The 24,560-nt window shown below is 74.4% G+C and carries 21 protein-coding genes; 16 read left to right on the forward strand and 5 right to left on the reverse strand.

All coding sequences use genetic code 11. From position 1 onward, the window contains the following. Nucleotides 1-615: 615 nt before the first annotated feature. Nucleotides 616-1,806 (reverse strand): hypothetical protein, encoded by a 1,191-nt coding sequence (locus ACIO92_RS29930; RefSeq protein ID WP_402596799.1) that lies wholly within the window; start codon nucleotides 1,804-1,806, stop codon nucleotides 616-618. Nucleotides 1,807-2,125: 319 nt separating this feature from the next. Here ACIO92_RS29930 and ACIO92_RS29935 point away from each other — a divergent pair, with 319 nt between their 5' ends. From ACIO92_RS29935 to ACIO92_RS30000, 14 genes are all read left to right on the forward strand, one after another. Beyond that, a complete protein-coding gene (locus ACIO92_RS29935) occupies nucleotides 2,126-2,815 on the forward strand; it encodes a hypothetical protein (protein ID WP_402283613.1) in 690 nt (229 codons plus the stop codon). Nucleotides 2,816-2,879: 64 nt separating this feature from the next. Next, nucleotides 2,880-3,317, forward strand: coding sequence for a phage tail protein (locus ACIO92_RS29940; RefSeq protein WP_351788129.1), 438 nt, complete (start codon nucleotides 2,880-2,882; stop codon nucleotides 3,315-3,317). A gap of 1 nt (nucleotide 3,318) precedes the next feature. Continuing rightward, the gene (locus ACIO92_RS29945; RefSeq protein WP_366443702.1) at nucleotides 3,319-4,059 is read left to right on the forward strand and encodes a LysM peptidoglycan-binding domain-containing protein; all 741 of its coding nucleotides are present in this window, start codon (nucleotides 3,319-3,321) and stop codon (nucleotides 4,057-4,059) included. Continuing rightward, nucleotides 4,056-5,870, forward strand: coding sequence for a VgrG-related protein (locus ACIO92_RS29950; protein ID WP_366443701.1), 1,815 nt, complete (start codon nucleotides 4,056-4,058; stop codon nucleotides 5,868-5,870). The genes ACIO92_RS29945 and ACIO92_RS29950 overlap by 4 nt, the downstream gene beginning before the upstream one ends. 13 nt (nucleotides 5,871-5,883) lie before the next feature. Next, complete coding sequence (locus ACIO92_RS29955; protein WP_366443700.1) at nucleotides 5,884-6,282, forward strand: GPW/gp25 family protein; 399 nt, start codon at nucleotides 5,884-5,886, stop codon at nucleotides 6,280-6,282. A 10-nt stretch (nucleotides 6,283-6,292) separates the two neighbouring features. Beyond that, nucleotides 6,293-8,281, forward strand: coding sequence for a putative baseplate assembly protein (locus ACIO92_RS29960; protein ID WP_366443699.1), 1,989 nt, complete (start codon nucleotides 6,293-6,295; stop codon nucleotides 8,279-8,281). After that, the gene (locus ACIO92_RS29965) at nucleotides 8,278-8,847 is read left to right on the forward strand and encodes a phage tail protein (RefSeq protein WP_351788143.1); all 570 of its coding nucleotides are present in this window, start codon (nucleotides 8,278-8,280) and stop codon (nucleotides 8,845-8,847) included. The genes ACIO92_RS29960 and ACIO92_RS29965 overlap by 4 nt, the downstream gene beginning before the upstream one ends. 4 nt (nucleotides 8,848-8,851) lie before the next feature. Beyond that, on the forward strand, nucleotides 8,852-10,159 hold the full coding sequence (locus tag ACIO92_RS29970; RefSeq protein ID WP_402283609.1) for an NADase-type glycan-binding domain-containing protein: 1,308 nt from the start codon (nucleotides 8,852-8,854) through the stop codon (nucleotides 10,157-10,159). A gap of 160 nt (nucleotides 10,160-10,319) precedes the next feature. Next, nucleotides 10,320-10,466 carry a hypothetical protein gene (locus ACIO92_RS29975; protein WP_402060115.1) on the forward strand — a complete coding sequence of 49 codons (147 nt, stop codon included), beginning with the start codon at nucleotides 10,320-10,322 and terminating at the stop codon, nucleotides 10,464-10,466. Further along, on the forward strand, nucleotides 10,460-10,615 hold the full coding sequence (locus ACIO92_RS29980) for a hypothetical protein (RefSeq protein ID WP_402283607.1): 156 nt from the start codon (nucleotides 10,460-10,462) through the stop codon (nucleotides 10,613-10,615). Before ACIO92_RS29975 ends, ACIO92_RS29980 begins: the two co-directional genes overlap by 7 nt. A 205-nt stretch (nucleotides 10,616-10,820) precedes the next feature. Beyond that, nucleotides 10,821-12,767 carry a ricin-type beta-trefoil lectin domain protein gene (locus ACIO92_RS29985; RefSeq protein WP_402283605.1) on the forward strand — a complete coding sequence of 649 codons (1,947 nt, stop codon included), beginning with the start codon at nucleotides 10,821-10,823 and terminating at the stop codon, nucleotides 12,765-12,767. A gap of 68 nt (nucleotides 12,768-12,835) precedes the next feature. After that, complete coding sequence (locus ACIO92_RS29990; RefSeq protein ID WP_402283603.1) at nucleotides 12,836-15,916, forward strand: glycoside hydrolase family 3 N-terminal domain-containing protein; 3,081 nt, start codon at nucleotides 12,836-12,838, stop codon at nucleotides 15,914-15,916. Between the two features lie 110 nt (nucleotides 15,917-16,026). Beyond that, nucleotides 16,027-16,398 (forward strand): PadR family transcriptional regulator, encoded by a 372-nt coding sequence (locus ACIO92_RS29995; RefSeq protein ID WP_402060107.1) that lies wholly within the window; start codon nucleotides 16,027-16,029, stop codon nucleotides 16,396-16,398. Beyond that, nucleotides 16,395-16,940 carry an HAAS signaling domain-containing protein gene (locus ACIO92_RS30000; RefSeq protein WP_366443693.1) on the forward strand — a complete coding sequence of 182 codons (546 nt, stop codon included), beginning with the start codon at nucleotides 16,395-16,397 and terminating at the stop codon, nucleotides 16,938-16,940. The genes ACIO92_RS29995 and ACIO92_RS30000 overlap by 4 nt, the downstream gene beginning before the upstream one ends. Nucleotides 16,941-17,016: 76 nt before the next feature. On the opposite strand, the gene gap is transcribed toward ACIO92_RS30000, so the two are convergent. From gap to ACIO92_RS30015, 3 genes are all read right to left on the reverse strand, one after another. After that, nucleotides 17,017-18,012, reverse strand: coding sequence for a type I glyceraldehyde-3-phosphate dehydrogenase (gene gap / locus ACIO92_RS30005; protein ID WP_366443692.1), 996 nt, complete (start codon nucleotides 18,010-18,012; stop codon nucleotides 17,017-17,019). Nucleotides 18,013-18,132: 120 nt separating this feature from the next. After that, nucleotides 18,133-19,092 carry a helix-turn-helix domain-containing protein gene (locus tag ACIO92_RS30010; protein WP_366443691.1) on the reverse strand — a complete coding sequence of 320 codons (960 nt, stop codon included), beginning with the start codon at nucleotides 19,090-19,092 and terminating at the stop codon, nucleotides 18,133-18,135. 221 nt (nucleotides 19,093-19,313) lie between these two features. Beyond that, on the reverse strand, nucleotides 19,314-20,591 hold the full coding sequence (locus ACIO92_RS30015) for a ricin-type beta-trefoil lectin domain protein (RefSeq protein ID WP_402283600.1): 1,278 nt from the start codon (nucleotides 20,589-20,591) through the stop codon (nucleotides 19,314-19,316). A 231-nt stretch (nucleotides 20,592-20,822) separates the two neighbouring features. Between ACIO92_RS30015 and tpx the strand changes: the two genes are divergently transcribed. After that, nucleotides 20,823-21,323: a thiol peroxidase gene (tpx, locus tag ACIO92_RS30020; protein WP_366443689.1), complete on the forward strand. Its 501-nt coding sequence runs from the start codon at nucleotides 20,823-20,825 to the stop codon at nucleotides 21,321-21,323. Between the two features lie 123 nt (nucleotides 21,324-21,446). Here tpx and ACIO92_RS30025 read toward each other — a convergent pair whose 3' ends face one another. Further along, a complete protein-coding gene (locus ACIO92_RS30025; protein ID WP_366443688.1) occupies nucleotides 21,447-21,857 on the reverse strand; it encodes a Fur family transcriptional regulator in 411 nt (136 codons plus the stop codon). 229 nt (nucleotides 21,858-22,086) lie between these two features. Here ACIO92_RS30025 and katG point away from each other — a divergent pair, with 229 nt between their 5' ends. After that, nucleotides 22,087-24,318, forward strand: coding sequence for a catalase/peroxidase HPI (gene katG / locus ACIO92_RS30030; protein ID WP_402283598.1), 2,232 nt, complete (start codon nucleotides 22,087-22,089; stop codon nucleotides 24,316-24,318). Nucleotides 24,319-24,560: the final 242 nt, after the last annotated feature.

The following is a 24,560-nucleotide window of genomic DNA, read 5'->3' on the forward strand; positions in this document are numbered from 1 at the left end:
GGCGCTGCCGCCCGTCCAGCGGGTCCTCGACGGTCCGCGCACGGTCTCGGAGCACGGCTTCTCCGCCTCCCTCGCCACCCACTGGAACCCGTCCTTCCAGAGCGACCTCGGGCACGGCGCCGTGCCCGGGGCGCCCGGCGGTGTGCTGCTCGACGCGGTACGGCCGGTGGCCGCTCCCACCGCGCCGGGCGCCGAACTGCCGGGCCTCCGGCTGCCGGTGGCGGGCGCCGCTGCCACCGCCCCGGACACCTCCGCGGTACGGGGGGACGGGTCGCCGGGCGTCTTCCGCCCGGCGGCCGGGGCCGCTCCGGCCGCCGCGGCGGTGCAGCGGGCGGGGGCCGGGCCGGTGAGCGGGCCCGCCGGGTCCGCACCGCGCGGTGCGACGCCTCCCGCGCCCGTACGGCCCACGCCCGTGCGGCGGGACGCGTACGTCTCCGCCCGGCCCGAGCAGCCGCCGCGTCCGCTGGCTCCGGTCGGCGCGGCCCCCGTGCGCCGGGCGACGGCCCCGACCGCGCCGGTCGAGCCGCCCGCCCCGGCGCCGCCGCCCGGGGCACCGTCCGCCGCACGGCCCCAGAACGTCCCGGGTCCTGTTTCCCCCGCAGGGCCCGGGACTCCTCACGGCACGCCCGCCGCCCCGGTCCAGCGGCGCCCGCAGATCCGGCGTTCCTGGCGCGCGCCCGGCGAGGACTGGAACACGACGGCGTCCACGCCGCCGAGCCCGCCGGTCGCCCCGCCGGTGCAGAGGGCACCGGCCGCGCCGAAGACATCGGGCAGCCCGGTGCCGCCGACCGCGCCGAAGGCGCCCACGGCCCCTGTGCCGCAGACGGCGCCGACCGTCCGGAGGGCGTCCGTCGCCCCGGTGACGCCGACCGCGCCCACCCCGCCGCCGGTCCGGACGGCGCCCGCCGCACCGACCGCGCGGAAGGCACCCGTGCCCCCGGCGACGGACGCTCCGAGGCCGTCCGCCGCACCGGCGGGACCGGGCGCGTCCGTGCCGGTGAACACCGGGACCGCTCCGGCGGGACCGGGCGCCGCCCCCCTGACCGGACCCCGGGGCGGCTCCGCCACGCCGATGCCCCTCCCCGCGCCCTCGACCGCGCCCAAGACGCCCGCCACCCCGGCGGGACCTGCCGGAGCGGGGCCGAAGACCGCCCGGGTCGTCCAGACGGCCCCGGCCGAGTCGGGCACGTCCCGTACGGCGGCGGCCCGGGACGGCTCCAGCGCGTCGACGCCCACGCCCTCCCCCGTCCCGGGAGCCACGCCGACCGTGCGGACCGCACCGGGCGCTCCCCACGAGGCGGCGGGCCAGGGCGGCCCCGTCACACCGCCGACCGCGCCCGCCTCCCGGACGGCTCCCACCGGCCGGGCCCCGGCTGCCCGGGAGCACTCCGCCGCCGCTCCCGGCACCGGCACGGCACCGGCCGCCCGGACCGCGCCGGACGCTCCTCGTCCGGCGGCGGCCCGAGGCGGCGCCGCGCCGACTCCGTCGACCAGCCCCCTCACCCGGACGCCGCCCATCGCGCGGAGCTCGGCGGACGCCCCCCGTCCGGCGGTTCCCGACCGTGCCGGGACGCCGGTTCCCCCGGCCCCCGCGCCGTCCGGAGCCACGCCCCCGGCGGACGCACCGGCCGTCCAGCGCGCCCCCGGCGCCCTGCCCACGCCCGGCTCCCCGTCCACATCCGGCTCCCCGTCCACGCCCGGCGAACGGCCCGCTCCGGCGGCCCCCGAGGTCAGGACGGCACCCGCCACCACCCCCGTACCCCGGGCCGTCCCGGTACGGCCGGTCGTCCCAGGCACTCCGGACACGTCCGGCGGGACCACCCCCTCGGCCACCGCGTCCCGCGCTCCGGCGACCCCCTCGGAGGCCTCCGCCGCGCCCACGGCCCCGGTCGGCCGTGCCTCCGCGCCGGACTCTCCGGTCGTCAGGAAGCCGCCCGCCCCGACATCCCCCGCTCCTGCGGCCTCGACCGCCCCCCGCGCCGGGCTCGGTGCGCCGCTCCAGCGTTCCCACCTGCCCGCCTCCCCCGCCCGCCCGGTCGGCCCCGCCCCCCGGCGCTCCCCCATCGGCGCGCCCATCACCCCACCGGTCCCGGCCCTCTCTCCCCCTCCCTCTCCCTCTCCCGCCATGGCGGACCCGCGCCCCGGACCGGAAGCGGCCCCCGCCCCCCGTACCCCGGAACCGGCGGCGGCGCCTCCCGCCCCCCGCGCCCCGGTGGCCGAGCCGCCGCCCGCCCCCGTCGTGCAGCGGCGGGCCGGACCCCTGCCGGTCGTCCGGGTGCCGCGCCCCGCGCAGCGCCGGGCGGCGGCCGTGCTGCCGCTCGCCGGGGGACGGCCGCTCGCACCGGGCGTCGCCGGGAGTGCTCCGGCCGCCCCTGCCCCGGTGACACCGCCCGCTCCCCTGCTCACCCCGTCCGCCGGACCGTCCGTGCAGCGGGAGGTCGTGCCGCTGGCCGCGCCCTCCGCCGTGCGGCCCGTCGCCCGGCCCGTCGTCGTACAGCGGCAGGCCGTACCCGAGGCGGCGCCCGTACCGGCCGTCCCTCCGGTGCCCGCGCCCGCCCCCGTACCGCTCCAGCGGACCTCGGTGGCCGTGCCCGCCGGGGCTCCCGGGACCCGGGGCGCGCCGGTGCCCCGTACGGCTTCGGCCCCCGTCGCCGTACAGCGGAAGGCCTCCGGGGCCGCCGCGCCGGACGCCGAGTCCCCCACCCAGCTCGACGAGCTGGCCCGGCGGCTCGTGACCCCGCTGTCGCGGCTGCTCCGTGCCGAACTGCGCGCCGACCGGGAGCGGGTGGGCCGCCTCCGCGACCACGGGCGCTGACCCGGCCCCGTACCCCGCCCGCCGCATCCCCCGCCCGTGACCCCCGATCCGAGAGACCCTCACCATGCCCAACGAGCTGGATCCCGCCTCCACCATCTTCTTCAAGCTCACGATCGACGGCCAGGACCTCGGCCTGTTCAACGGCTGCGAGGGCCTCTCCTCCGAGGTCGAGGTGGAGCGGCGCCAGGAGGGCGGCAACAACGGCTTCGTGTGGCAACTGCCCACCCGTGTCACGTTCTCCACGATCCGGCTGACCCGTCCGCTCACCCCGGACACCGCGAAGGTCGCCGCGTGGATCTCCTCGCTGGCGACCGGGATCACGCGTCCCACGGCGCAGATCGCGGCGCTGCGGGCGGACAAGTCGGTGGTGGCGCAGTGGGGTCTGGTCGAGGTGCTGCCGGTGCGGTGGACGGGTCCGACGCTCGACCCGGCGAGCCCGGCGGTGGCGACGGAGACCCTGGAGATCGCGCACCACGGTTTCACCGACGCGGGAGGCGCCTGAGATGGCCGGGCTCATGGGCGCCATAGCGGCGCGCGGTCTCTCACGGGCCACCCTGTCGATCCACCAGCCGCCGACGGACCTGTCGAGCAGCTACGGCGGGAAGCTCGGCGAGGTGAAGTTCCAGTTCAATCCGGACGAGCTGCGGCTGAGCCGGTCCGCGAGCTGGCTGACGGAGCAGGCCGTGGCGTACGACCGGGGGGCGCCGCCGAAGTTCACCGGGAGCCTTCCGGCGGAGCTCCAGCTGGAGGTGTTCCTGGACCGTTCGGGCGATCCGTCCTCGAACGACGTGCAGCAGCAGGTGGAACTGCTGCTTTCGTGCTGTGAGGTGACGCAGCAGAGCATCAGCGCGAAGGCTCCGTCGCCGCCGTGGGTGCGGTTCTCCTGGGGATCGTTCTCGACGGTGCAGTTCGTGGCGTACGTGACGTCGGTGTCGGCGACGTACACCCTGTTCAGTCCCAGTGGCATTCCGATCCGGGCCACGTGTTCGCTCGCGCTGACGGAGATCTCCAGCGCGACCAAGAAGCAGAATCCGACGTCCGGCGCGCTCTCGGCCCGGCGGGTGCACCGCACGGTCGCCGGGGACTCGCTGGCCTCCCTGGCGTGGCGCGAGTACGGCGACGCGACGCGCTGGCGGGTCATCGCGGAGGCGAACGGCATCGACGATCCGATGCGTCTGCGTCCGGGCACGGAACTGCTGCTCCCGTCCACCACCGAAACGCCGGCCATCGAGGGCACCTCATGAGCGAGAAGACCTTCACCACCGTCCTGCACGTGCAGTTGGACGGGACGCCCCTCCCGGACCCGTTGGCGGTCCGGCTCACCGAGGGCTGGGTGGACTCCAGTGTCAACGTGCCGTCCGCCTTCCAGCTGACCTTCGCGGACAAGGACGGCACTCTCACCGGGAAGTTCCCGTTCCTGAAGGTGGGGGCGATGGCGGTGCTGTCGCCGTTCACCGACGGGAAGCTGGGTGAGCCGATGCTCACCGGCGAGGTGACGGCCCTGGAGGTGGACGGGGCTCCGGGGCACGGGCGGTACCTGATCCTGCGGGGGTACGACCCGGGGCACCGGCTGCTGCGCAGCAGGCGGGTCGAGGGCTATCCGAACATGACCGCCTCGGACATCGTGCGGAAGCTGGCGGCGCTCAACCGGATTCCGATCGGGCGGGTGGACGCCACGCCCACGGTGTACGAGCTGGCGACCCAGCCGAACATCACGGACTGGGACTTCCTGTCCCGGCTCGCGCGGGAGAACGACGTCCGGCTGTCGCTGGACACGGCGGGCAGGCTGGTCTTCGCCGCGCTGCCGCCCGCGTCGACGGCGCCGTCCGACACCACGCCCGCGGCGGCCAGCCCGTACGTCCTGGACTTCGGGGCGAACACCCTGCACAGCCGGATGTCGGTGACGGCCGCGGGGCAGGTGGCGAAGGTGGACGTGCGGGGCTGGGACCCCCGTACCAAGCAGGCACTGTCCTCGCCGACCCCGGCCGTGGCGAGCCGGGAGATCATCTCCGACATCACTCCGGCGCAGTTGGCCGCGCCGTTCGGACCCGCCGAACTCACGTACACCGCGACGCCGTTCACGACCCAGTCGGAGGTGACCCGGGCGGCCACCGCGCTCGCGGACGACGTGACGGGCTCGTTCGCGGAGCTGGAGGTCTCCGTCACCGGCAATCCGGCGCTGAAGCCGGGGCAGCCGGTGGCGGTGAAGGGCGCCGGGTTCCCCTTCGAGGGGCGGTACACGGCGACGGGCGTGCGTCATGTCTTCGCGTCGGGGCGGCAGTTCGCGACCTGGCTGACGGTGTCGGGGCGCCAGTTCCGCTCGCTGTACGGGACGGCGTCGGGCGGTGGCGAGCCCGCGCCGCCGATGCCGGGGGTCGCGGTGGCCCTGGTGACCAACACCAAGGACCCGCTGTCGCTGGGCCGGGTCAGGCTGCGGTTCCCGTGGCTGTCGGCGACGTACGAGAGCGGCTGGTGCCGGGTGGCGCAGCTGGGCGGGCGCGGCGGCGGGGGTCTGATGCTGCCGGAGGTGGACGACGAGGTGCTGTGCGCCTTCGACCGGGGTTCCCTCGAACATCCGTACGTCCTCGCGGGTCTGTACAACGGGGTGGACCGGCACGCCCCGGCGACGGACCGGGTGCCGCCGGTCGATCCGACGAGCGGGCGGGTGCAGTGGCGTGCGCTGACCTCCCGTACGGGGCACACGGTGGAGCTGCGGGAGGAGGGCGGGCGGACCCGGGCCACGCACGGCATCCGGCTGCGGACGGCGAAGGGCGCGCTGAGCGTCGAGCTGAACGAGGCCCGCACGACGCTGACGGTGGAGAGCGACGGCACGGTCACCATCACGGGCGCGCGCGGGGTGACCGTGGAGTCGGGGACGGATCTGACCCTGGCGGCGAAGGGGTACATCCGGCTGGACGCGGGCCTGGGCGTGGACGTCAAGGCGGGCCAGCGGTTCAAGGTGTCGGCGGACGCGCAGGTGGCGGTGAACACGCTGGCGTTCGTGACGGCGACCCCGCTGTTGCCGAACCCCATTGCGGCGAAGCTGCCGATCTGAGGAGGAGGCCGTCTTGAGTGAGCATTTCGTCGGCGCGGGCTGGGCGTTCCCGCTGCGGACCGGGCCGAGCGGTTCGATCGCCCTGGTGCGGCGGGGCCGCGAGATCGAGGAGTCGATGCGGCTGGTCCTGGCCACCGCGCCGGGTGAGCGGCCGATGCGGCCGGAGTTCGGCTGCGCGGTGCACGAGCTGGTGTTCTCGCCGGTCAACGACGCGACGATGGGCCGGATCCGGTACGAGGTGATGTCCTCGCTGGACCGCTGGGAGCCGCGCATCGAGGTGGAGGACGTCACCGTCGCCCCGGCGCCCGGGGAGCCGACCACGCTGTTCATCGACGTCCACTACCGGGTGCGCGGGGCGAACAGCCCGCGCAACCTCGTCTTCCCCTTCTACGTCATCCCCTCCGAGGACTGAAAGAGCCGCCATGGTCCTGCCCGCCCCCCATCTCGACGACCGTCGTTTCCAGCAGTTCGTGGACGACGCCAAGCGCTACATCCAGCAGGCGTGCCCGGAGTGGACCGACCACAACGTCTCGGACCCGGGCGTGACCCTCGTCGAGGCCGTCGCGCACATGGCGGACCAGCTCGTCTACCGCCTCAACCGGGTGCCGGAGAAGAACCATCTGGCCTTCCTGGACCTGCTGGGCGTGACGCTGTTCCCGCCGGGCGCCGCGCACGCCGACGTCACCTTCCGGCTGTCGGCGCCGCAGCCGGAGCCGGTGCTGCTGCCCGCCGGGACGGAGGTGTCGACCGGGCGGACGGAGACGGAGGAGGCGGTGGTGTTCGCGACCTCCGCCGATCTGACGGTGGTGCCCTGTTCGCTGGCGCGGCTGGTGCGCCAGGAGGCGGGCGGTACTCCGGAAGACCGTACGCAGGATCTGCTGGGCGGGGAGGACGTGGCCGCGTTCACTCCGTCGCCCCGGGTCGGTGACCTGCTGCTCTTCGGTCTCTCGGCGGCGGCGCCCGACTGTGTCCTCGTCCTCGATCTGGACAGCCGGGTCGACGGCGTGGGGGTGGATCCGCGCCGTCCGCCGCTGGTGTGGGAGGCGTGGTCGGCGGCCGAGGGCTGGGTGGAGTGCGAGGTGGACGAGGACTCCACCGGCGGTCTGAACCGGCCGGGCGAGGTGGTGCTGCACCTGCCGTCCGGGCACGCGGTGTCGCGGCTCGGCGGGCACGAGGCCGGGTGGGTGCGCTGCCGGGTGGTGGAGCCGCTGGAGGGGCTGCCGTCGTACAGCGATTCGCCGACCGTACGGGCGGCGGAGGCGTTCACCATCGGCGGTACGGTCCGGGCGGCGCACGCGGAGACCGTGCGGGACGAGCCGCTCGGCGAGTCCGAGGGGGTCGCCGGGCAGCGGGTGCGGCTCGCGCACGCGCCGGTGGTGGACCGGCCGCCGCTGCTGCTCCAGGTCGCGGCGCGGGCCGACGGGGCCGGGTCCGGGGACGACCCGGAGGAGGGCTGGGAGGAGTGGGACGTGGTGCGGGACTTCGCGTCGTCGCGCCCCGGGGACCGGCACTTCACGCTGGACGCGACGACCGGTGAGATCGCGTTCGGTCCTTCGGTGCGGCAGCCGGACGGCACGCTGCGGCAGTACGGGGCGGTGCCGCCGAAGGGCGCGGCGATCCGTGCGGTGCGGTACGGCACCGGGGGCGGCCGGGCGGGGAACGTCGCACGGGCCACGATCTGCGTGCTGCGCAGCTCCATCCCGTACATCGCGCGGGTGGAGAACCGGGAGGCCGCCCGGGGCGGGGTGGACGGGGAGACCGTCGAGGAGGCGAAGACCAGGGCGCCGGTGACCCTGCGGGCACAGGAGCGGGCCGTGACCGCGCGGGACTACGAGGAGCTGGCGCGGCGCGCGGCGCCGGAGACCGCGCGGATCGCGTGTCTCGCGGCGGACTCGGCGGAGGCGGGGGACAACGCGGTCCGGGTGCTGGTGGTGCCGCAGGCGGTGCCGGACCGGGGCGGCCGGCTGCGGTTCGAGCAACTGGTGCCGGGCGAGGAGCTGTTGTCGCGGGTGACCGGGTTCCTGGACGAGCGGCGCCCGCTGGGGACGCGGCTGGCCGTGGGGCCGCCGTTCTACCAGGGGGTGACGGTGGTGGCGACGCTGCACGCGTTCCGCTCCGCGGAGGTGGAGCGGGTGCGGGCCGACGCCCTGGACACGCTGTACGCGTATCTGGACCCGCTGACGGGCGGGGCGCACGGCGAGGGGTGGCCGTTCGGGCGTCCGCTGCGGGCCGGGGAGGTGTTCGCGGCGCTCCAGCGGGTGCCGGGGGTGGAGCTGGTGGACGAGGTGCTGCTGCATCCGGCCGACCCGCTGACCGGACGGCGGGGCGACACGACGGACCGCATCGAGCTGGCGCCGTCCGCGCTGCTGTTCCCGTTCGACCACCGCGTCCGTGTGATCGAGGCGCGGTGAGCGGCTCCGCGCGGGGTACGGTGCCGGGGCTCGCGACCCCGTACCCGCTGGGGGCGGCGCTGCCCGCCGTGTACGCGGAGGACGACTTCGGCCAGCGGTTCGTGGCCGGTCTCGATGTGGTCCTGGCGCCCCTGTTCAACGTGCTGGACTCGCTCGACGCGTACTTCTCGCCCGCGCTGGCCCCGGCGGACTTCGTGGACTACCTGGCGACCTGGGTGGGCGCGGAGCTGGACGGCGGGGAACCCGTCGAGCTGCGGCGGCACGCGGTGGCGTCCGCCGTGGCGCTGCACCGGGTCCGGGGGACGCGGCAGGGGCTCGCGGCGGCGGTCCGGCTCGCCTTCGGCGTGCCCCCCGAGATCACCGAGAGCGGCGGCGCGAGCTGGTCCGCCGGGCCGCTCGGGCCGTTCCCCGGGACACCGGTGGCCGGTCTGCGGGTCGTCCTGCGGGTCGGGGACCCGGCCGCCGTGGACCCGCACCGGCTGCGCGCGGTGGTGGCCGCGGCCCGTCCCGCGCACCTTCCGTTCACGGTCGCGGTGACCACTTCCCGTACTTCCGAAGGAGCTTGACCTGATGAGTGACGCGCCCCAGACCCGGCCGTGCCCGGACTGCGCGAGCCCGGTGCGGACGAAGGACCAGTCGTTCTGCGACAGTTGTGGAGCGTTCCTGCGCTGGGACGCTCCGGCGGCGGCGCCCGCGCCCTCCTCCGCTCCCGTGCCTTCCTCCACACCCGTCCCCGCTCCGGTGTCGGAGCGGCCGGACGAGGAAGCGGGCACGGAGGAGCGCGCGGCGGAGCCGACGGCCGTCGAAGGCCGGGCGTCCGGTGCGGACGGCCGGGAGGCGGCCGGTGCCGAGGAGGTGACGGCGCCACTGCCCGCCGTACGCGAGGAGCGAGAACCGGCCACGGCGACCGTAACCGCACCCCTCGCCTCCGCCGGGACCGAATCCGGGGCCGAGGCCGGGACCGAATCCGGGGCCGGGACCGGGGCCGAGGCCGCTCCCGCGCCCGCCGCGCGTTCCTCGGACACCACCGCGCGCTCCTCCGACACCGTCGCGCGGTCCCTTCTCGTCCCGGTCCCGGGGAGCCGTCCGGCCGAGCCGTCCGTGGCCGCGCCCGTGCTCCCGGCCCGTCCGGAAGCGGCCCGGCCCGTGTCGCGCGGTGCGGCGGCGCCCGCGCCCGTCGAGGGCGGTACGCCCTGTCCCGCGTGCGCGCTGACGAACGTCCCCGGGCGCCGGTTCTGCCGGTACTGCGCGACGCCGATGACGCCGGAGCGGCTGTCCACGGCCGAGGGGCCCTACGCGGGCCGACGTCCCGCGCTGGCCAGGGACCGCGGCCGGTGGGCCGTCCGCGCGCTGATCGTCACGGGGGCCGTCGTGGTGCTCGTGGGCGGGATCATCGGCGGTCCGCCCGCCGTCCGCGCCGTCCAGGACCACTTCGCCAAGCGGGTCCCGGTGCATCCGGTGTCGTGGACGGCCTCGCACTCGGCGCCCACGCAGGATCCGAAGCTGGCGGGTGACGGGTACTCCAACACCTGGTGGGGCACCGGCTACGCGGGGGACTCGGCGGGCCAGTACCTGGAGGCCACGTTCGCCGAGCCGACCGATCTGCTGAGCCTGCTCATCACCCCCGGCAGCTCGAAGAACACCACCCAGGCGGACGGCCAGGCGACCCCCCGGACCTTCGAGCTCGTCGTCAAGGACTCCTCGGGCGAGACCCGGGTGTCCCAGCACCGGGTGAACGACGGCGGCACCCAGCGGGTCGACGTCCGGGTGCGCGACGCGCTCTCGGTGCGACTGGTGCTGCGGACGGCGTGGCGGGCGGACCCGCGCAAGCAGGTGGCGGTGGCGGAGCTGGAGTTCTTCGGCCGATCGGTCTCCTGAACCCCCAGACGGGCGGGGCCGGTGGCGCGGAAGGGCTCCCGGCCCCCTTCTCGGGGACGGCTCCGGGCACGACGATGATCCCGGGTACCGAACTGTTCCCCGGGAGCCGGGCCGTTCCCGGAAGCCGGGCCGTTCCCGGAAGCCGAGCGAAGGAGGGCCCGTGCGCGAGCGTGCCGGGGCGTCCATGGGGAACCCGCTGTCGTGCGGAGTCGCGGGGCCGGTCCTCCTCCTCGTGGCGTACGCCGTCCGGAAGGACGGCGCGGGCCCGGACGGCTCCTGCCCGCCGGGGCGGTCGGCGCCGTGGTGACCGCCGCGATCCCGGTCGCCGCCGTCGGCTCCGCGCGCCGGGCGTTCCCCGCGATCAGCGGGCGCCACCGGGCGGCCGACGGGGACGGGCCGTACGGGGAGGAGACGCTCGTGGCGGAGGCGGAGAGGGGCGGCGTACGGCTGCCGTGACGGCGCCCGCGCCCGGGCCGCCCCGGCGTGCCCCACCGCTCGGCGCACCCGACACGCCCGGCTCCGGGACCCGGAGAGGGGTGCCTGCGCGCGGAGGGTTGACGGGTCTCGGGGCACCTCATAACTTCATGCCTTGATAAAAGGCTTGCTGCTGTCGCTTGCCGGGCACGAACGGCGAAAGGCTTGTCAGGTGCATAACACACTTATGCGTCTCCGTGCGTTCCTCCGGCGCGGCGGTGGACCCGGGCGCACCGGCACCGCGCGCCGCGGACCGGTCCAGGGCCTCCGGCCGCTCACCGTCCTCGCCGCCGGTTCCCTCCTCGCCGGGAGTCTCGTCCTCACCGGGCCCGGCACCGCGCGGGCGGCCGGTGAGCGGGTCGACGTCCGGCTCACCACCACGTCCGACGCGGGCGGACGCACCGTCACCCGTGGGCTCGCCCCGCAGGCGCCGATCGCGTTCGGACCGGCGGGCGGCACCGCGGACCGCACCCTCACCGTCGACGAGGGCACCACCTACCGGCGGTTCGAGGGCGGCGGCGCGTCGATCACCGACCCCACCGCCCATCTGCTGCGCGGCGGCGCCGTCGGCGCCGCCACCCGCGACGAGGTGACGCGCGCGCTGTTCTCCCCCACCGACGGCATCGGCCTGTCCTTCGTCCGCAACCCGATCGGCGCCTCCGACCTGTCCCGGCCGGGGAACGTGTCCCTGGACGACACCTGCTGCGACCCGGACGGCTTCGGGAACAACGGCTACGACACCGACGTCCGGCTGCTCACCGTCCAGGCCCGGCGGCCCAACCCGGACCTGCGGGTGAAGGGCGTGCCGTGGAGCGCCCCCGGCCGGATGAAGGACAACGGCCGGATGGACCGGATGGGGTGGCTGAAGGCCGAGTCCTACCCGTTGTACGCCCGGTACCTGGTGAAGTACGTGCGGAGCCACCGGACCGCCGGGGTGCGGGTCGACTACCTCTCCGTGCAGAACGAGCCCAACTGCCGCCGGCCGGGCGACCCGGCCGCCATGGACTACCCGGGCATGAGCTGGAACCCGGCCGGTCTGGTCGAGTTCACCAAGAACCACCTCCACCCGGCCCTGCGCGCGGCGGGACTCGACACCGAGGTCCTGGTGCACGACGGGAACTACGGCGACTACGCGAACTTCGGCGCCGGGGTCCTCGGCGACGCGGGCGTGCGCGAGGACCCGCTGTTCGGCGGCATCGCCTGGCACGGCTACTCCGGCGACCCGGCCGCCGGCGGTCAGGTCCACGACCAGTACCCGTCGGTCCCGCAGTTCAGCACCGAGCACTCCGGCGGCACCTGGATCGCGAACCAGCACGACGAGGACCTGAACGACATCGTCGGCCACGCCCGCGACTGGAGCAGCAGCCTGGTCAAGTGGAGCCTGGCCCTGAACCAGGACATGGGCCCGCACAACGGCGGCTGCGGCACCTGTACCGGCCTCGTCACCGTCCAGCAGGGCGGGCCCCGCGCCGGACAGGTCGACCGCACGATCGAGTACTACGCGACCGGTCATCTGACGAAGTTCGTCCGGCCCGGCGCGTACCGCATCGGCTCCACCGCCGACGGCACCGTCAAGAACGTGGCCTGGCGCAACACCGACGGCTCCAAGGCACTGATCGCCCACAACGGCGGGACCTCCGCCCGGTCCGTCCGGGTCGTGTGGGGCGACCAGTCGTTCACGTACACCTTCCCGGCCCGGACCACCGCCACCTTCACCTGGTCCGGGACGCCCGGCGGCGGCCCGCCCGGCGGCGCCCTGACCGGTCCGGCCGGGAAGTGCCCGGACGTCGCGGGCGGCGCCACCGCCGACGGCGCCCCCGTCCAGTCGTACGGCTGCAACGGGACCGCCGCCCAGCGCTGGACCCTCGCCGGGGACGGCAGCGTCCGCGCCCTCGGCAAATGCCTCGACGTCACCGGCGGTTCGACCGCCGACGGCGCCCGGGTCCAGTTGTACAACTGCAACGGCACCGCCGCCCAGCGCTGGCGGTACGACCCCGCCACGCACGACGTGGTCCACACCGGCGCGGACAAGTGCCTCGACGTCACCGGCGGCTCCTCCGCCGACGGGACCCGGGCACAGATCTGGAGCCGCACCGGCGGGGCCAACCAGAAGTGGACCCACCACCCGGCCTGATCCCGCACCCGTTCCGCCCCCTCTCCCCCGTCCCCTTCGACGGGCCCGGCCCGTCCCGAGGAGCCCGCATGGCATCCGCACGTCCCCGAAGGACGGTGGTCTCGGCGGTGATCGCCACCGCCGCCGTACTCACCGGTCTGCTCTCCGGCGGTCCCCCGAGCGCCGCCGCGCAGGAACCCGTGCCCCGGATCGTCGACCGCTTCGAGGGCGAGGTCCCGTTCGCGGGTCCCCCCGCCGAAGGGCTGTTCACCTGGGGCGACACCGCCTCCTCCCACCCGGACCTCAGACTCGTGGAGCGCGCCGACGCCCCGGAGGGCGGCTCCGTCCTCGAAGGCGACTACGCCATCGGCGGCTGGGGCGGCTTCACCCACGACTTCGCCTTCGACCGCCCGGCCCAGGACTGGACCGCGTACCGGGGGATCCGCTTCTGGTGGTACGGGCAGAACACCGCGCCCCTGCCGCCCGGCTCGGGAAGGCGGATCGCCCTGGAGATCAAGGACGGTGGCGCGAACGGCGAGGCGTCCGAGCTGTGGACGACCTCCTTCACCGACGACCGGGAGGGCTGGCACCAGGTCGAGATCCCGTTCTCCGCCTTCGTCTACCGCACCGACTACCAGCCCGTCGGCGGCATCGACCGGATCCTCGGCCTCGACCGGATGTGGGGGTACGCCGTCACCCTGCCGACCGGCGCGCCCGGCAGGTTCGCCCTGGACGGCGTCGAGCTGTACGGGACGGCCGAACCCTCGCTCACCACCCGGGTGGTGACCCGCTCCGTGGTGCACCCGGTCGAGGAGGGCCGCGCCGCCCGGGTGGACGTCTCGGTGGCCACCACCGGCTCCGGGCCGACCGGCGCTCCGGTCACCGTGGCGTACACGACGGAGGGCGGCGACGGCACCGCCGAGCCGGGCGAGGACTACCGGCCGGTCTCCGGCCGGTTGGTGTTCCCCGCCGGGACGCCCTCCGGCACCACCCGATCGGTGACCGTGCCGACGCTGAGGGACGGCGCCGCCGAGAGCGCCGAGACGATCCCGCTGCGGCTGACCGTCGAGGGCGCCGAGGCACCCGCCGAGAACCCGCTGGTCGTGGTGAACGCGCACGGGCTGCCGTACCTCGACGGACGGCTGCCGGTCCGCGAGCGCGTCACCGATCTGCTCCCCCGCATGTCCCTCGCGGAGAAGGTCGGCCAGATGACCCAGGCGGAGCGGAACGCGCTGCGGTCGCCGGGCGACATCGCCGGACACGCGCTCGGCTCGCTGCTCTCCGGCGGCGGCTCGGTGCCCACCCCCAACACGCCCGAGGCCTGGGCCTCGATGATCGACGCCTTCCAGCTGCGCACCCGGGCGACCCGCTTCCAGATCCCCCTGATCTACGGCGTCGACGCGGTCCACGGGCACAACAACGTCGTCGGGGCGACCGTCATGCCGCACAACATCGGCATCGGCGCGGGGCGCGACCCCGGGCTCGCCGCGCGGACCGGCGCCGTCACCGCGAAGGAGGTGCGGGCCACCGGGGTGCCCTGGGACTTCGCCCCCTGCGTCTGCGTCACCCGGGACGAACGCTGGGGCCGCTCCTACGAGGCGTTCGGCGAGGACCCGGCGCTGGTCACCGCCATGGAGACGATGATCGACGGGATGCAGGGCGCGCGGGACGGCTCGGACCTCGACCGCGCCGACAAGGTGCTGACCAGCGCCAAGCACTTCGTGGGCGACGGGGGCACGGCCTACGGCTCCTCGTCCACCGGCTCGTACACCATCGACCAGGGGATCACCCGGGTCACCCGGGCGGAGCTGGAGGCGGTGCACCTCGCACCGTTCGCCGAGGCGGTCCGGCGCGGTGCCGGGACGGTCATGCCCTCGTACTCCTCGCTGGACGTCCTCGGCGACGGCCGGGGGCCGGTGAAGATGCACGCGAACGCCGAGATGATCAACGGTGTCCTGAAGGACCGGATGGGCTTCGAGGGCTTCGTCATCAGCGACTGGCAGGCCATCGACCAGATCCCCGGCGACTACGCCAGTGATGTGCGGACCTCGGTCAACGCGGGCCTCGACATGATCATGGTGCCGACGAACTACCGGGAGTTCACCCGGACGCTGACCGCCGAGGCGGAGGCCGGGCGCGTCACGGCGGCGCGGATCGACGACGCCGTGGCACGGATCCTGACGCAGAAGTTCCGCCTCGGCCTCTTCGAGAAGCCGTACGCGGACCGGACGAACCTGCCGTCGGTGGGCTCCGCGGCGCACCGCGCGGTGGCCCGCGAGGCGGCGGCGAAGTCCCAGGTCCTCCTGAAGAACGAAGGCCCCGTCCTGCCGCTGAGGCCGGGCCAGAAGGTGTACGTGGCCGGGTCCGACGCCGACGACCTCGGCAACCAGGCGGGCGGCTGGACCGTCAGCTGGCAGGGCGCCTCCGGCCGTACGACCACCGGCACGACGATCCTCGAAGGGATGCGCCGGGCCGCGCCGGGCGCCGACATCGCCTGGTCGAAGGACGCCTCCGCGCCGACCGGCGGCTACGACGTGGGCGTGGTCGTGGTCGGCGAGACCCCGTACGCGGAGGGGATCGGGGACGTCGGCAACGGCCATGACCTCGAACTGGGCGCGGCGGACAAGGCGGCGGTGGACCGGGTGTGCGCGGCGATGCCGTGCGCGGTGCTCGTGGTCTCGGGCCGCCCCCAGCTGATCGGCGACCGGCTCCCGGAGATCGACGCCCTCGTCGCGTCCTGGCTGCCGGGCACGGAGGGCGACGGCGTCGCCGATGTCCTCTACGGCAGGCGGCCGTTCACCGGTCGGCTGCCGGTGACCTGGCCGAGGTCGGAGTCCCAGCTGCCGGTCAACGTCGGGGACGAGCGGTACGACCCCCAGTTCCCGTACGGCTGGGGGCTCACCACCCTCAGCCCGGTGCCGACCGGCGGGGAGAGCGCGCTGCGGGTGCTGGGGACGGCCGCGAAGGTGCTCCAGGCCGCCGGGCGGGGCGACTCGGCGGAGGGCCGTCGGCTCGTCGGGACGGCCCGGCTGATCGTCCAGAAGAAGATCGGCGGGAACGTCACGGAGGCGGTGGCCAAACCCTTCGCCGAGGCCGACCACCTGCTGCTCACGGGCGACCTCCCCGGGGCGGTCGCCCGACTGACCACGGCGTACCGCGCCACGGGCTGAGCCCGGCACCCGGTCGGCGGTGGGGTCGGCCGGGTGATCCGCCCGTTTCCCGGGGCACGTCCCGGGAAACGGGCTTGTCGGAGTCCCCCGCGCCGAGTATCTTGCATTGCATGGCTCCTGGTAACGCAATGAACGACTTCGGCGGCAGGGTCCCGAGCCAGCTCCGCAAGGGAGTTCTGGAGTACTGCGTCCTCGCGCTGCTCAGGGACGAGCCGAAGTACGGCGTCGAGATCGTCGCCGAGCTGTCCTCGGTGAGTGCCATGACCACCAGTCAGGGCACGATGTACCCCCTGCTGTCACGGCTCCGCCGCGAGGGGCTCGTCGACACCGAGCTGCGCGACGCCTCCGGCGGACCGCCGCGCCGCTACTACACGCTCACCGGCGCGGGCCGGGCCTCGCTCACCGAGTTCACCCGGGCGTGGCCGCACTTCAGGGACGCCGTCGACCACTTCCTCACCGACCCACAGGGGGATCCCACATGAACGCCGTCGACCACCCGCTCGCGGCCGCCTACCTCGACGCCGTCGGGCGCGAGACCACCGGCCTGCCCGCCGAGCGGCGCGCCGAACTCCTCGCGGACCTCCGCGAGCACATCGAGGTCAACGGAGTGGACGGGAGCACGGACGACGACCGGGTCCGTGCGGTCCTCACCGGACTGGGCGACCCGCGGACCGTGGCCGCCTCCGCCCTGAGCGAGGAGGGAGCGGCCCCCGCGGCTCCCCGCACCCGGCGCGTCCTGGCGCTGCTCGCCGCTTCGGGACTGCTCCTCGTGCTCGCCCCGTTGCTGGGGGCGGCGGTGCTGATCGGGACCCTGTTCCTGCTGTGGCGCGCCCCGCAGTGGCAGCGCCGGGAGAAGATCGTCGGGACCGTCACCGGGGCGGCCGTGCCGGTGCTGCTGTTCCTGAGCGTCGGGCTCGGCGCCTCGGGCCGCATCGGGCCGACGGAGCTGACGCTGGTCGCGGTCTTCGGTCTCGGCGTGCCGGTGCTGGGCTCGGTGCTGCTGTGGCGGGCCGTGCGCCGCTGAACCCGTACGGGAACGCCCGACGCCCCCGTCGCGTCCGTGGATGCGGCGGGGGCGTCGGGCAGAACGGACTTCCGGGTCAGCCGGCGAGCAGCTGGAGCGTGTCGATCACGCGGTTCGAGAAGCCCCACTCGTTGTCGTACCAGGCGACGACCTTGATGTGGCGGCCCTCGACCCGGGTGAGCTCCGAGTCGAAGATCGACGAGGCCGGGTTGCCGACGATGTCGGCGGAGACCAGGGCGTCCTCCGAGTACTCCAGGACACCGGCGAGCGGGCCCTCGGCCGCCGTGCGGTACGCCGCGAGGACGTCCTCGCGGGTCACGTCGCGGGAGACGGTGGTGTTCAGCTCCACGATCGAACCGACCGGCACCGGGACGCGGATCGAGTCGCCGGACAGCTTGCCTTCGAGGTTCGGCAGGACGTGGCCGATGGCCTTGGCGGCACCCGTGGTGGTCGGCACGATGTTGACACCGGCGGCGCGGGCGCGGCGCGGGTCGCGGTGCGGACCGTCCTGCAGGTTCTGCTCCTGCGTGTAGGCGTGGACCGTCGTCATGAAGCCGTGCTCGATGCCCGCGAGGTCGTCGAGGACCGCGGCCAGCGGCGCGAGCGCGTTCGTGGTGCACGAGGCGTTCGAGACGATGGTGTGCAGCTCGGGGTCGTACGCGTCGGTGTTGACGCCGTACGCGAGCGTCACGTCGGCGCCGTCCGAGGGCGCGCTGACGAGCACGCGCTTGGCACCGGCGTCGAGGTGGGCGCGGGCCGCCTTGGCGGAGGTGAAACGGCCGGTCGCCTCAAGGACGATCTCCACGCCCAGCTCGGCCCAGGGCAGCTGCGCGGGCTCGCGCTCGGCGAGCACCTTGATGCGGCGCCCGTCGACCACGAGGGTGTCGCCCTCGACGGTGACCGGGCGGCCGAGGCGGCCCGAGGTCGAGTCGAAGGCGAGCAGGCGCGCGAGTGCGGTGGGCTCCGTGAGGTCGTTCACGGCCACGACCTCGAGGTCGGTCTCGCGCTCCAGCAGTGCGCGCAGCACATTGCGTCCGATGCGGCCGAATCCGTTGATGGCGATGCGAGTCATGATGAGGTGTCCCTTCTGCGGTACCACCAGGTTCGCGCGCCGGGAGCAGGCCCGACAGAGGCGTGATCGCCACGGTCCGCAAGGATCGTGCCAAGATCCCGGGGAGGCCCCCGGGAGCGGCTACTCGCCCTTGGTGAAGGTGCGCCGGTACTCGCTGGGCGTGGTGCCGAGGATGCGCTGGAAGTGCAGCCGCAGGTTCGCGCCGGTGCCGAGTCCGGAGTCGGCGGCGATCTGCTCGACGCTCCGCTCGGAGCGTTCGAGGAGTTCACGGGCGAGGTCGACGCGGGCGCGCATCACCCACTGCATGGGGGTGTATCCGGTGTCCTCGGCGAAGCGCCGGGAGAAGGTGCGCGGCGAGACCGCCGCGTGCTGGGCCAGCGCGTCCAGGGTGAGGGGTTCGGCGAGCCGGTGCAGCGCCCATTCCCGGGTGGCGGCGAACCGTTCGCCGAGCGGCTCGGGCAGGCTGCGCGGCACGTACTGGGCCTGACCGCCGCTCCGGTAGGGCGCGGCCACCAGCCGCCGGGCGGCGTGGTTGGCCGCGGCGACGCCGAGGTCGCCCCGGAGGATGTGCAGACAGAGGTCGATGCCGGAGGCGGCGCCCGCCGAGGTGAGGACGCTGCCCTCGTCCACGAAGAGGACGTTCTCGTCGACCCGGACGAGCGGACGCTTCGCCATCAGGGCGTGGGTGTAGTGCCAGTGGGTGGTGGCGCGCTTGCCGTCGAGGAGTCCGGTGGCGGCGAGGGCGAAGGCACCGGTGGAGATCGCGGCGAGCCGCGCGCCCCGTTCATGGGCGGCGACGAGGGCGTCGAGCACGGCCCTCGGCGGGTCCTCCCGGTCGGGGAAGCGGTAGCCGGGGACGAAGACGATGTCGGCCCAGGCCAGCGCGGAGAGGCCGTGGGCGACGGCGTACGAGAGGCCGTCGCCCCCGGCGACGAGTCCGGGTTCGGCGCCGCACACCCGTACCTCGTACGGCATACTCGCGCGGGTCGTGAAGACCTGCGCGGGGATGCCGACGTCCAGCGGCTTCGCCCCTTCGAGCACGAGGACGGCGACACGGTGGAGGCGTGGGGTGGGCGGCACGGGACGAGCGTACGCGGGAGGGCGGCGGGGCCGACGCCGGAAGGGGCCCGGCGCGGTGGGCCGGTCGGGCGCGGACCCGCCCGGGAGCGGCGGATCGGCGTGGTCGACCGGCCGCCTCCGTGAAGGGGCCGGCCGGTCGGCTCCGGCCCGAAGGCCGGTTCCGCCGGCCGGTCGGCTCCACCCGTGGGACGGCTCTGTCGGCGGTCGGCCCTGTCGGCCGGTCAGCGGGTCACGTTCCACTTCTGGTTCGCGGTGCCCGCGCAGGTCCAGATCTGGAGCCGGGTGCCGTTGGCCGAGCTGTTGCCGGTGGCGTCCAGGCACTTTCCGGACCGGGGGTTGACGATGTCCCGGGCCACGTCGGCGGTCCAGCGCTGGGCGTCCGTGCCGTTGCAGTCGTAGAGCTGGACGCGGGTGCCGTCGGCCGTGCCCGCGGCGGTGACGTCGAGGCACTTGCCGAGCGCGCGGACGCTGCCGTCCGCCGCCAGGGTCCACCGCTGGGCGCCGGTCCCGTTGCAGTCGTAGAGCTGGACGGGGGTGCCGTCGGCGCTGTCGGCACCGGCCACGTCCACGCACTTGCCGCCGATGCCGGTGATCGGGCCGCCGGTGGCGGGACCGTCGGAGGTGGTCACCCGGACGTGGTCGACGACGAGCTGCTGGGGGAAGGAGGTCGAGCCGTCCGGGTCGCCGGGCCAGTAACCGCCGACGGCGAGGTTGAGGATGAGGAAGAACGGCTTGTCGAACACCCAGGTCCGGCCGCCGAGATCGGCGGGCGTACGGGTCTGGTAGACGGTCCCGTCCACGGACCAGCTGACCCGGCCGGGCGACCAGTCGACCGCGAAGGTGTGGAAGGCGTCGGCGAACGCCTGGCCGCCGGGCAGGGTGTGGGCGGCGCCGATGCCGCCCGCGCCCGAGTAGCCCGGTCCGTGCAGGGTGCCGTGGACGGTGGACGGTTCGAAGCCGACGTTCTCCATCACGTCGATCTCGCCGGAGGCGGGCCAGCCGACCTGCCCGATGTCGTTGCCGAGCATCCAGAAGGCGGGCCACATGCCCTGGCCGCGCGGCACCTTCATCCGGGCCTCGACGTGCCCGTACGTGGTGGTGAACCTTCCGGCGGTGTTGAGCCGCGCGGAGGTGTACTCGCAGCGGCCGTACCAGCAGGCGTGGTTCGCGGGGTTCTCCTTCCGGGCGGTGATCACCAGACGGCCCTGGCCGTCGAGAGCGGCGTTGGCGGTGCCCGCCGTGTAGTACTGCCGCTCGTGGTTGTCGACGTTGTCGCCGGTCTCGGTCTGCCAGCGGGAGCCGTTCACCGCGGAGCCCGCGGGGCCGTCGAAGTCGTCGGAGAAGGTGACGGCGGCGGCCCCGGCCACGGGCCGGAGCCGTACGTCCGCCCCGGCGGGGCCCGTGGTTCCGGCGGGGCCGAGGCCCAGCGCGGCGGCGGCCACGGCGAGGGCCGCGAGGGCGGTGAGCAGGGGGCGGCGGGAGGTGCGTGAGGGGCTCATGGCTCTCACTTCCGTCGGGTGTGGGGGAGGCGGCCGGACCCGGGACACACAACATCATGGGCATGACATGAATGGAGGTCATGAGCCTTAGCCGCATCCATGATTTAAGAAGTGAGAGAAGGGGGAGTCAAGGGGGCTCGGCTCCCCCTTCCCGGAGGCCCTGTCCGGCACGTCCGCCACCACGCCGTACGATTCCCCCGTCGCCACCCATCCCTCCGAAGGAGATTCCCCATGGCCCAGGTCACGCTGAAGGGCAACCCGGTACAGGTCAACGGCGCACTGCCGACGCCGGGCAGCCAGGCTCCTGACTTCACGCTCGTCGCCGAGGGTCTCGCGGACAAGTCCCTGAAGGACTTCGCCGGTCAGCGCAAGGTCCTCAACATCTTCCCGAGCGTCGACACCCCCACCTGCGCCTCCTCCGTGCGCGCGTTCAACGAGAAGGCCGCGGACCTCGACAACACGGTCGTGCTCTGCGTCTCCGCCGACCTGCCCTTCGCCCAGGCCCGCTTCTGCGGCGCCGAGGGCCTGGAGAACGTCAAGAACCTCTCGACCCTGCGCGGCCGCGAGTTCCACGAGAACTACGGCGTGGACATCGCGGACGGCCCGCTGGCCGGTCTGGCCGCCCGCGCCGTCGTGGTCCTGGACGAGAACGACACCGTGCTGCACGCGCAGCTGGTGGGCGAGATCGCCGACGAGCCGAACTACGAGGACGCGCTCGCGGTCCTGAAGTAGACCGTCCGCCGCACGGCGGCGCGGCACACGAGGAGCCCCTCCACCACCGGGTGGAGGGGCTCCCGCCGTTCCTGCCGCACCCGCCGCCTCACCCGCACCACCCGGCCCACCAGAAACAGGCCGTCAGGAACAGGCCGGACAGAGCCCCCGGTACGTGACGTCCGCCTTCGACACGGCGAACCCGAACCGCTCGCCGGGCGGGAGGTCGGCCAGCGGGTCACCGGTCGGGTGGACGTCCCGGATGACACCGCAGCCCGAACAGACCAGGTGCTGGTGCGGGCGGCGCGCGTTGGGGTCGTACCGCTTGGCCCGCCCGTCGGTGGAGAGCTCCACCACCTCGCCCAGCGCGACCAGTTCACCGAGGGTGTTGTAGACCGTCGCCCGCGCGATCTCCGGCAGCCGCGCCACGGCCCGTACGTGCACCTCCTCCGCCGTGAGGTGCACATGGTCGCCGTCGAGGACCTCCGCGACGACCCGCCGCTGGGACGTCATCCGCCAGCCACGCGCGCGCAGTCGCGCCAGCAGGTCACTCATCCGGCTCACCCCTTCGAATGATTGGGTTTCTTCTTGACTTGGACTTCGTCCATCGTAGGATCGGATTCGATGATGGCCAAGGGACAGGAAGACTCCGGCACGGCGGGCGGGGCGGGGGCGTTCACCAGGGCGCGCCGGTCCACCCGCGGGGAGCGGCCGGTGTCCGGCCGAGCGGCCGACCGCGCTTCCTGATCACTGCGAAAGAACCGCCTGGTCCGGAAGGGACTCCATGTCTGAGAACCATGAAGCGATCGTCGTGGACGCGAAGGAGGAGGGCGGCGGTGGCTGTCCTGTCGCGCACGGCCGTGCCGCGCACCCCACCCAGAGCGGCGGCAACAGCCAGTGGTGGCCGAACCGGCTCAACCTGAAGATCCTCGCGAAGAACCCCGCCGTGGCGAACCCGCTGGGCGGGGAGTTCGACTACGCCGAGGCGTTCGGGAACCTCGATCTGCCGGCCGTGAAGCGGGACATCGCCGAGGTGCTGACCACCTCGCAGGAGTGGTGGCCCGCCGACTTCGGGCACTACGGCCCGCTGATGGTCCGGATGGCGTGGCACAGCGCGGGCACGTACCGCGTCAGCGACGGACGCGGCGGCGCCGGGGCGGGCCAGCAGCGCTTCGCGCCGCTCAACAGCTGGCCGGACAACGGCAACCTGGACAAGGCCCGCCGTCTGCTGTGGCCGGTGAAGAAGAAGTACGGCCAGAACATCTCCTGGGCCGACCTGCTGATCCTCGCGGGCAATGTCGCCCTGGAGTCGATGGGCTTCGAGACCTTCGGCTTCGCCGGTGGCCGCGCGGACGTGTGGGAGCCCGACGAGGACGTCTACTGGGGCCCCGAGACCACCTGGCTCGGCGACGAGCGCTACACCGGCGACCGCGAGCTGGAGAACCCGCTCGGCGCGGTGCAGATGGGCCTCATCTACGTCAACCCCGAGGGCCCCAACGGCACTCCGGACCCGATCGCCGCCGCGCGGGACATCCGCGAGACCTTCGGCCGGATGGCGATGAACGACGAGGAGACCGTCGCCCTCATCGCGGGCGGCCACACCTTCGGCAAGACGCACGGCGCCGGGCCCGCCGACCGCGTGGGCGCCGACCCCGAGGCCGCCGCGCTGGAGGAGCAGGGTCTCGGCTGGAGCAGCACCCACGGCACCGGCAGGGGCGGCGACGCGATCACCAGCGGTCTGGAGGGCATCTGGACCGACACGCCGACGGCCTGGGACAACAGCTTCTTCGACATCCTCTTCGGCTACGAGTGGGAGCAGTTCAAGAGCCCGGCGGGCGCCTTCCAGTGGCGTCCGAAGGACGGCGCGGGCGCGGGCACGGTCCCGGACGCCCACGACCCGTCGAAGACCCACGCGCCGACCATGCTGACGACGGACCTGTCGCTGCGGTTCGACCCGGCGTACGAGCTGATCTCGCGGCGTTTCCACGAGAAACCGGCGGAGTTCGCCGACGCCTTCGCCCGCGCCTGGTTCAAGCTGACCCACCGCGACATGGGTCCGGTCGCCCGCTACCTCGGCCCCGAGGTGCCCTCCGAGGTCCTGCTCTGGCAGGACCCGCTGCCCGCCGCCGACCACGAGCAGGTGGAAGCGGCGGACATCGCCTCGCTCAGGAGCGCGGTCGCCGCCACCGGTCTGACGGTGTCCGAGCTGGTCTCGACCGCGTGGGCCGCCGCCTCCTCCTTCCGGGGCAGCGACAAGCGCGGTGGTGCGAACGGCGCCCGGGTGCGCCTCCAGCCCCAGATCGGCTGGGAGGTCAACGACCCGGACCGGCTGGCGTCGGTGCTGCGCGTCCTGGAAGGCCTCCGCGACACGTTCAACGACGCCCAGGACGGCGGCAAGAAGGTGTCGCTGGCCGACCTGATCGTCCTGGCCGGCGCGGTCGGCGTCGAGCGGGCCGCGAAGGAGGCGGGCTTCGAGGTCGAGGTCCCCTTCCGGGCGGGCCGGGTGGACGCCGCGCAGGAGCAGACGGACGTGGAGTCCTTCGCCGCGCTGGAGCCGCAGGCCGACGGCTTCCGCAACTACCTCGGCAAGGGCAACCGGCTCCCCGCCGAGTACCTGCTGGTCGACCGCGCCAACCTGCTGACCCTGAGCGCGCCCGAGCTGACGGTCCTCGTCGGCGGTCTGCGCGTCCTCGGCGCGAACCACCAGCAGTCCTCGCACGGTGTCCTGACCGCGACCCCGGGCGTCCTGACGAACGACTTCTTCGTCAACCTGCTCGACATGGGCACGGCGTGGACGGCGACCTCCGAGGACGCGACGACGTTCGAGGGCCGTGACACCGCCACCGGCGAGGTCCGGTGGACGGGCACCCGCGCGGACCTGGTCTTCGGCTCGAACTCGGAGCTGCGCGCGCTCGCGGAGGTCTACGCGAGCGACGACGCCAGGGAGAAGTTCGTGACGGACTTCGTCGCCGCGTGGAGCCGGGTCATGGAGCTGGACCGCTTCGACGCGGTCTGATCCCCGCTCCCCCGGCGCAACCGGTCGGCCGATCCCTTTCGGCCGACCGGTTGCGCGTGTCGGGGCCGCCGTTCGGAACGGCCGGGTCCGGATCGTCCGCCGCGTGTCAGGAACCGTTCACCGCGTACCCGCACTCATGATCCATGGGTACGGGACCGGGGCCGCGCGGCCATGGCCGCCGTGCCCCCGGCACACCGGGCCGTGTGCCGTGCCGAACGACCCGGAAGAAGTTGAGGAATCCC

The organism is Streptomyces sp. NPDC087215 (assembly GCF_044744885.1).
In the GTDB taxonomy this organism is placed as follows: domain Bacteria; phylum Actinomycetota; class Actinomycetes; order Streptomycetales; family Streptomycetaceae; genus Streptomyces.

Bases quoted from the DNA above. Each gene is read 5' to 3' on its own strand.
- ACIO92_RS30000 (WP_366443693.1), top strand. From the start codon at position 16,395: ATGAACGCCGTCGACCACCCGCTCGCGGCCGCCTACCTCGACGCCGTC.
- ACIO92_RS29995 (WP_402060107.1), top strand. From the start codon at position 16,027: ATGGCTCCTGGTAACGCAATGAACGACTTCGGCGGCAGGGTCCCGAGC.
- gap (WP_366443692.1), bottom strand. From the start codon at position 18,012: ATGACTCGCATCGCCATCAACGGATTCGGCCGCATCGGACGCAATGTG.
- ACIO92_RS29990 (WP_402283603.1), top strand. From the start codon at position 12,836: ATGGCATCCGCACGTCCCCGAAGGACGGTGGTCTCGGCGGTGATCGCC.
- ACIO92_RS29950 (WP_366443701.1), top strand. From the start codon at position 4,056: ATGAGCGAGAAGACCTTCACCACCGTCCTGCACGTGCAGTTGGACGGG.
- ACIO92_RS29960 (WP_366443699.1), top strand. From the start codon at position 6,293: ATGGTCCTGCCCGCCCCCCATCTCGACGACCGTCGTTTCCAGCAGTTC.
- tpx (WP_366443689.1), top strand. From the start codon at position 20,823: ATGGCCCAGGTCACGCTGAAGGGCAACCCGGTACAGGTCAACGGCGCA.
- ACIO92_RS29935 (WP_402283613.1), top strand. From the start codon at position 2,126: ATGGCGGACCCGCGCCCCGGACCGGAAGCGGCCCCCGCCCCCCGTACC.
- ACIO92_RS29945 (WP_366443702.1), top strand. From the start codon at position 3,319: ATGGCCGGGCTCATGGGCGCCATAGCGGCGCGCGGTCTCTCACGGGCC.
- katG (WP_402283598.1), top strand. From the start codon at position 22,087: ATGTCTGAGAACCATGAAGCGATCGTCGTGGACGCGAAGGAGGAGGGC.
- ACIO92_RS29940 (WP_351788129.1), top strand. From the start codon at position 2,880: ATGCCCAACGAGCTGGATCCCGCCTCCACCATCTTCTTCAAGCTCACG.
- ACIO92_RS30025 (WP_366443688.1), bottom strand. From the start codon at position 21,857: ATGAGTGACCTGCTGGCGCGACTGCGCGCGCGTGGCTGGCGGATGACG.
- ACIO92_RS29970 (WP_402283609.1), top strand. From the start codon at position 8,852: ATGAGTGACGCGCCCCAGACCCGGCCGTGCCCGGACTGCGCGAGCCCG.
- ACIO92_RS30015 (WP_402283600.1), bottom strand. From the start codon at position 20,591: ATGAGCCCCTCACGCACCTCCCGCCGCCCCCTGCTCACCGCCCTCGCG.
- ACIO92_RS29985 (WP_402283605.1), top strand. From the start codon at position 10,821: ATGCGTCTCCGTGCGTTCCTCCGGCGCGGCGGTGGACCCGGGCGCACC.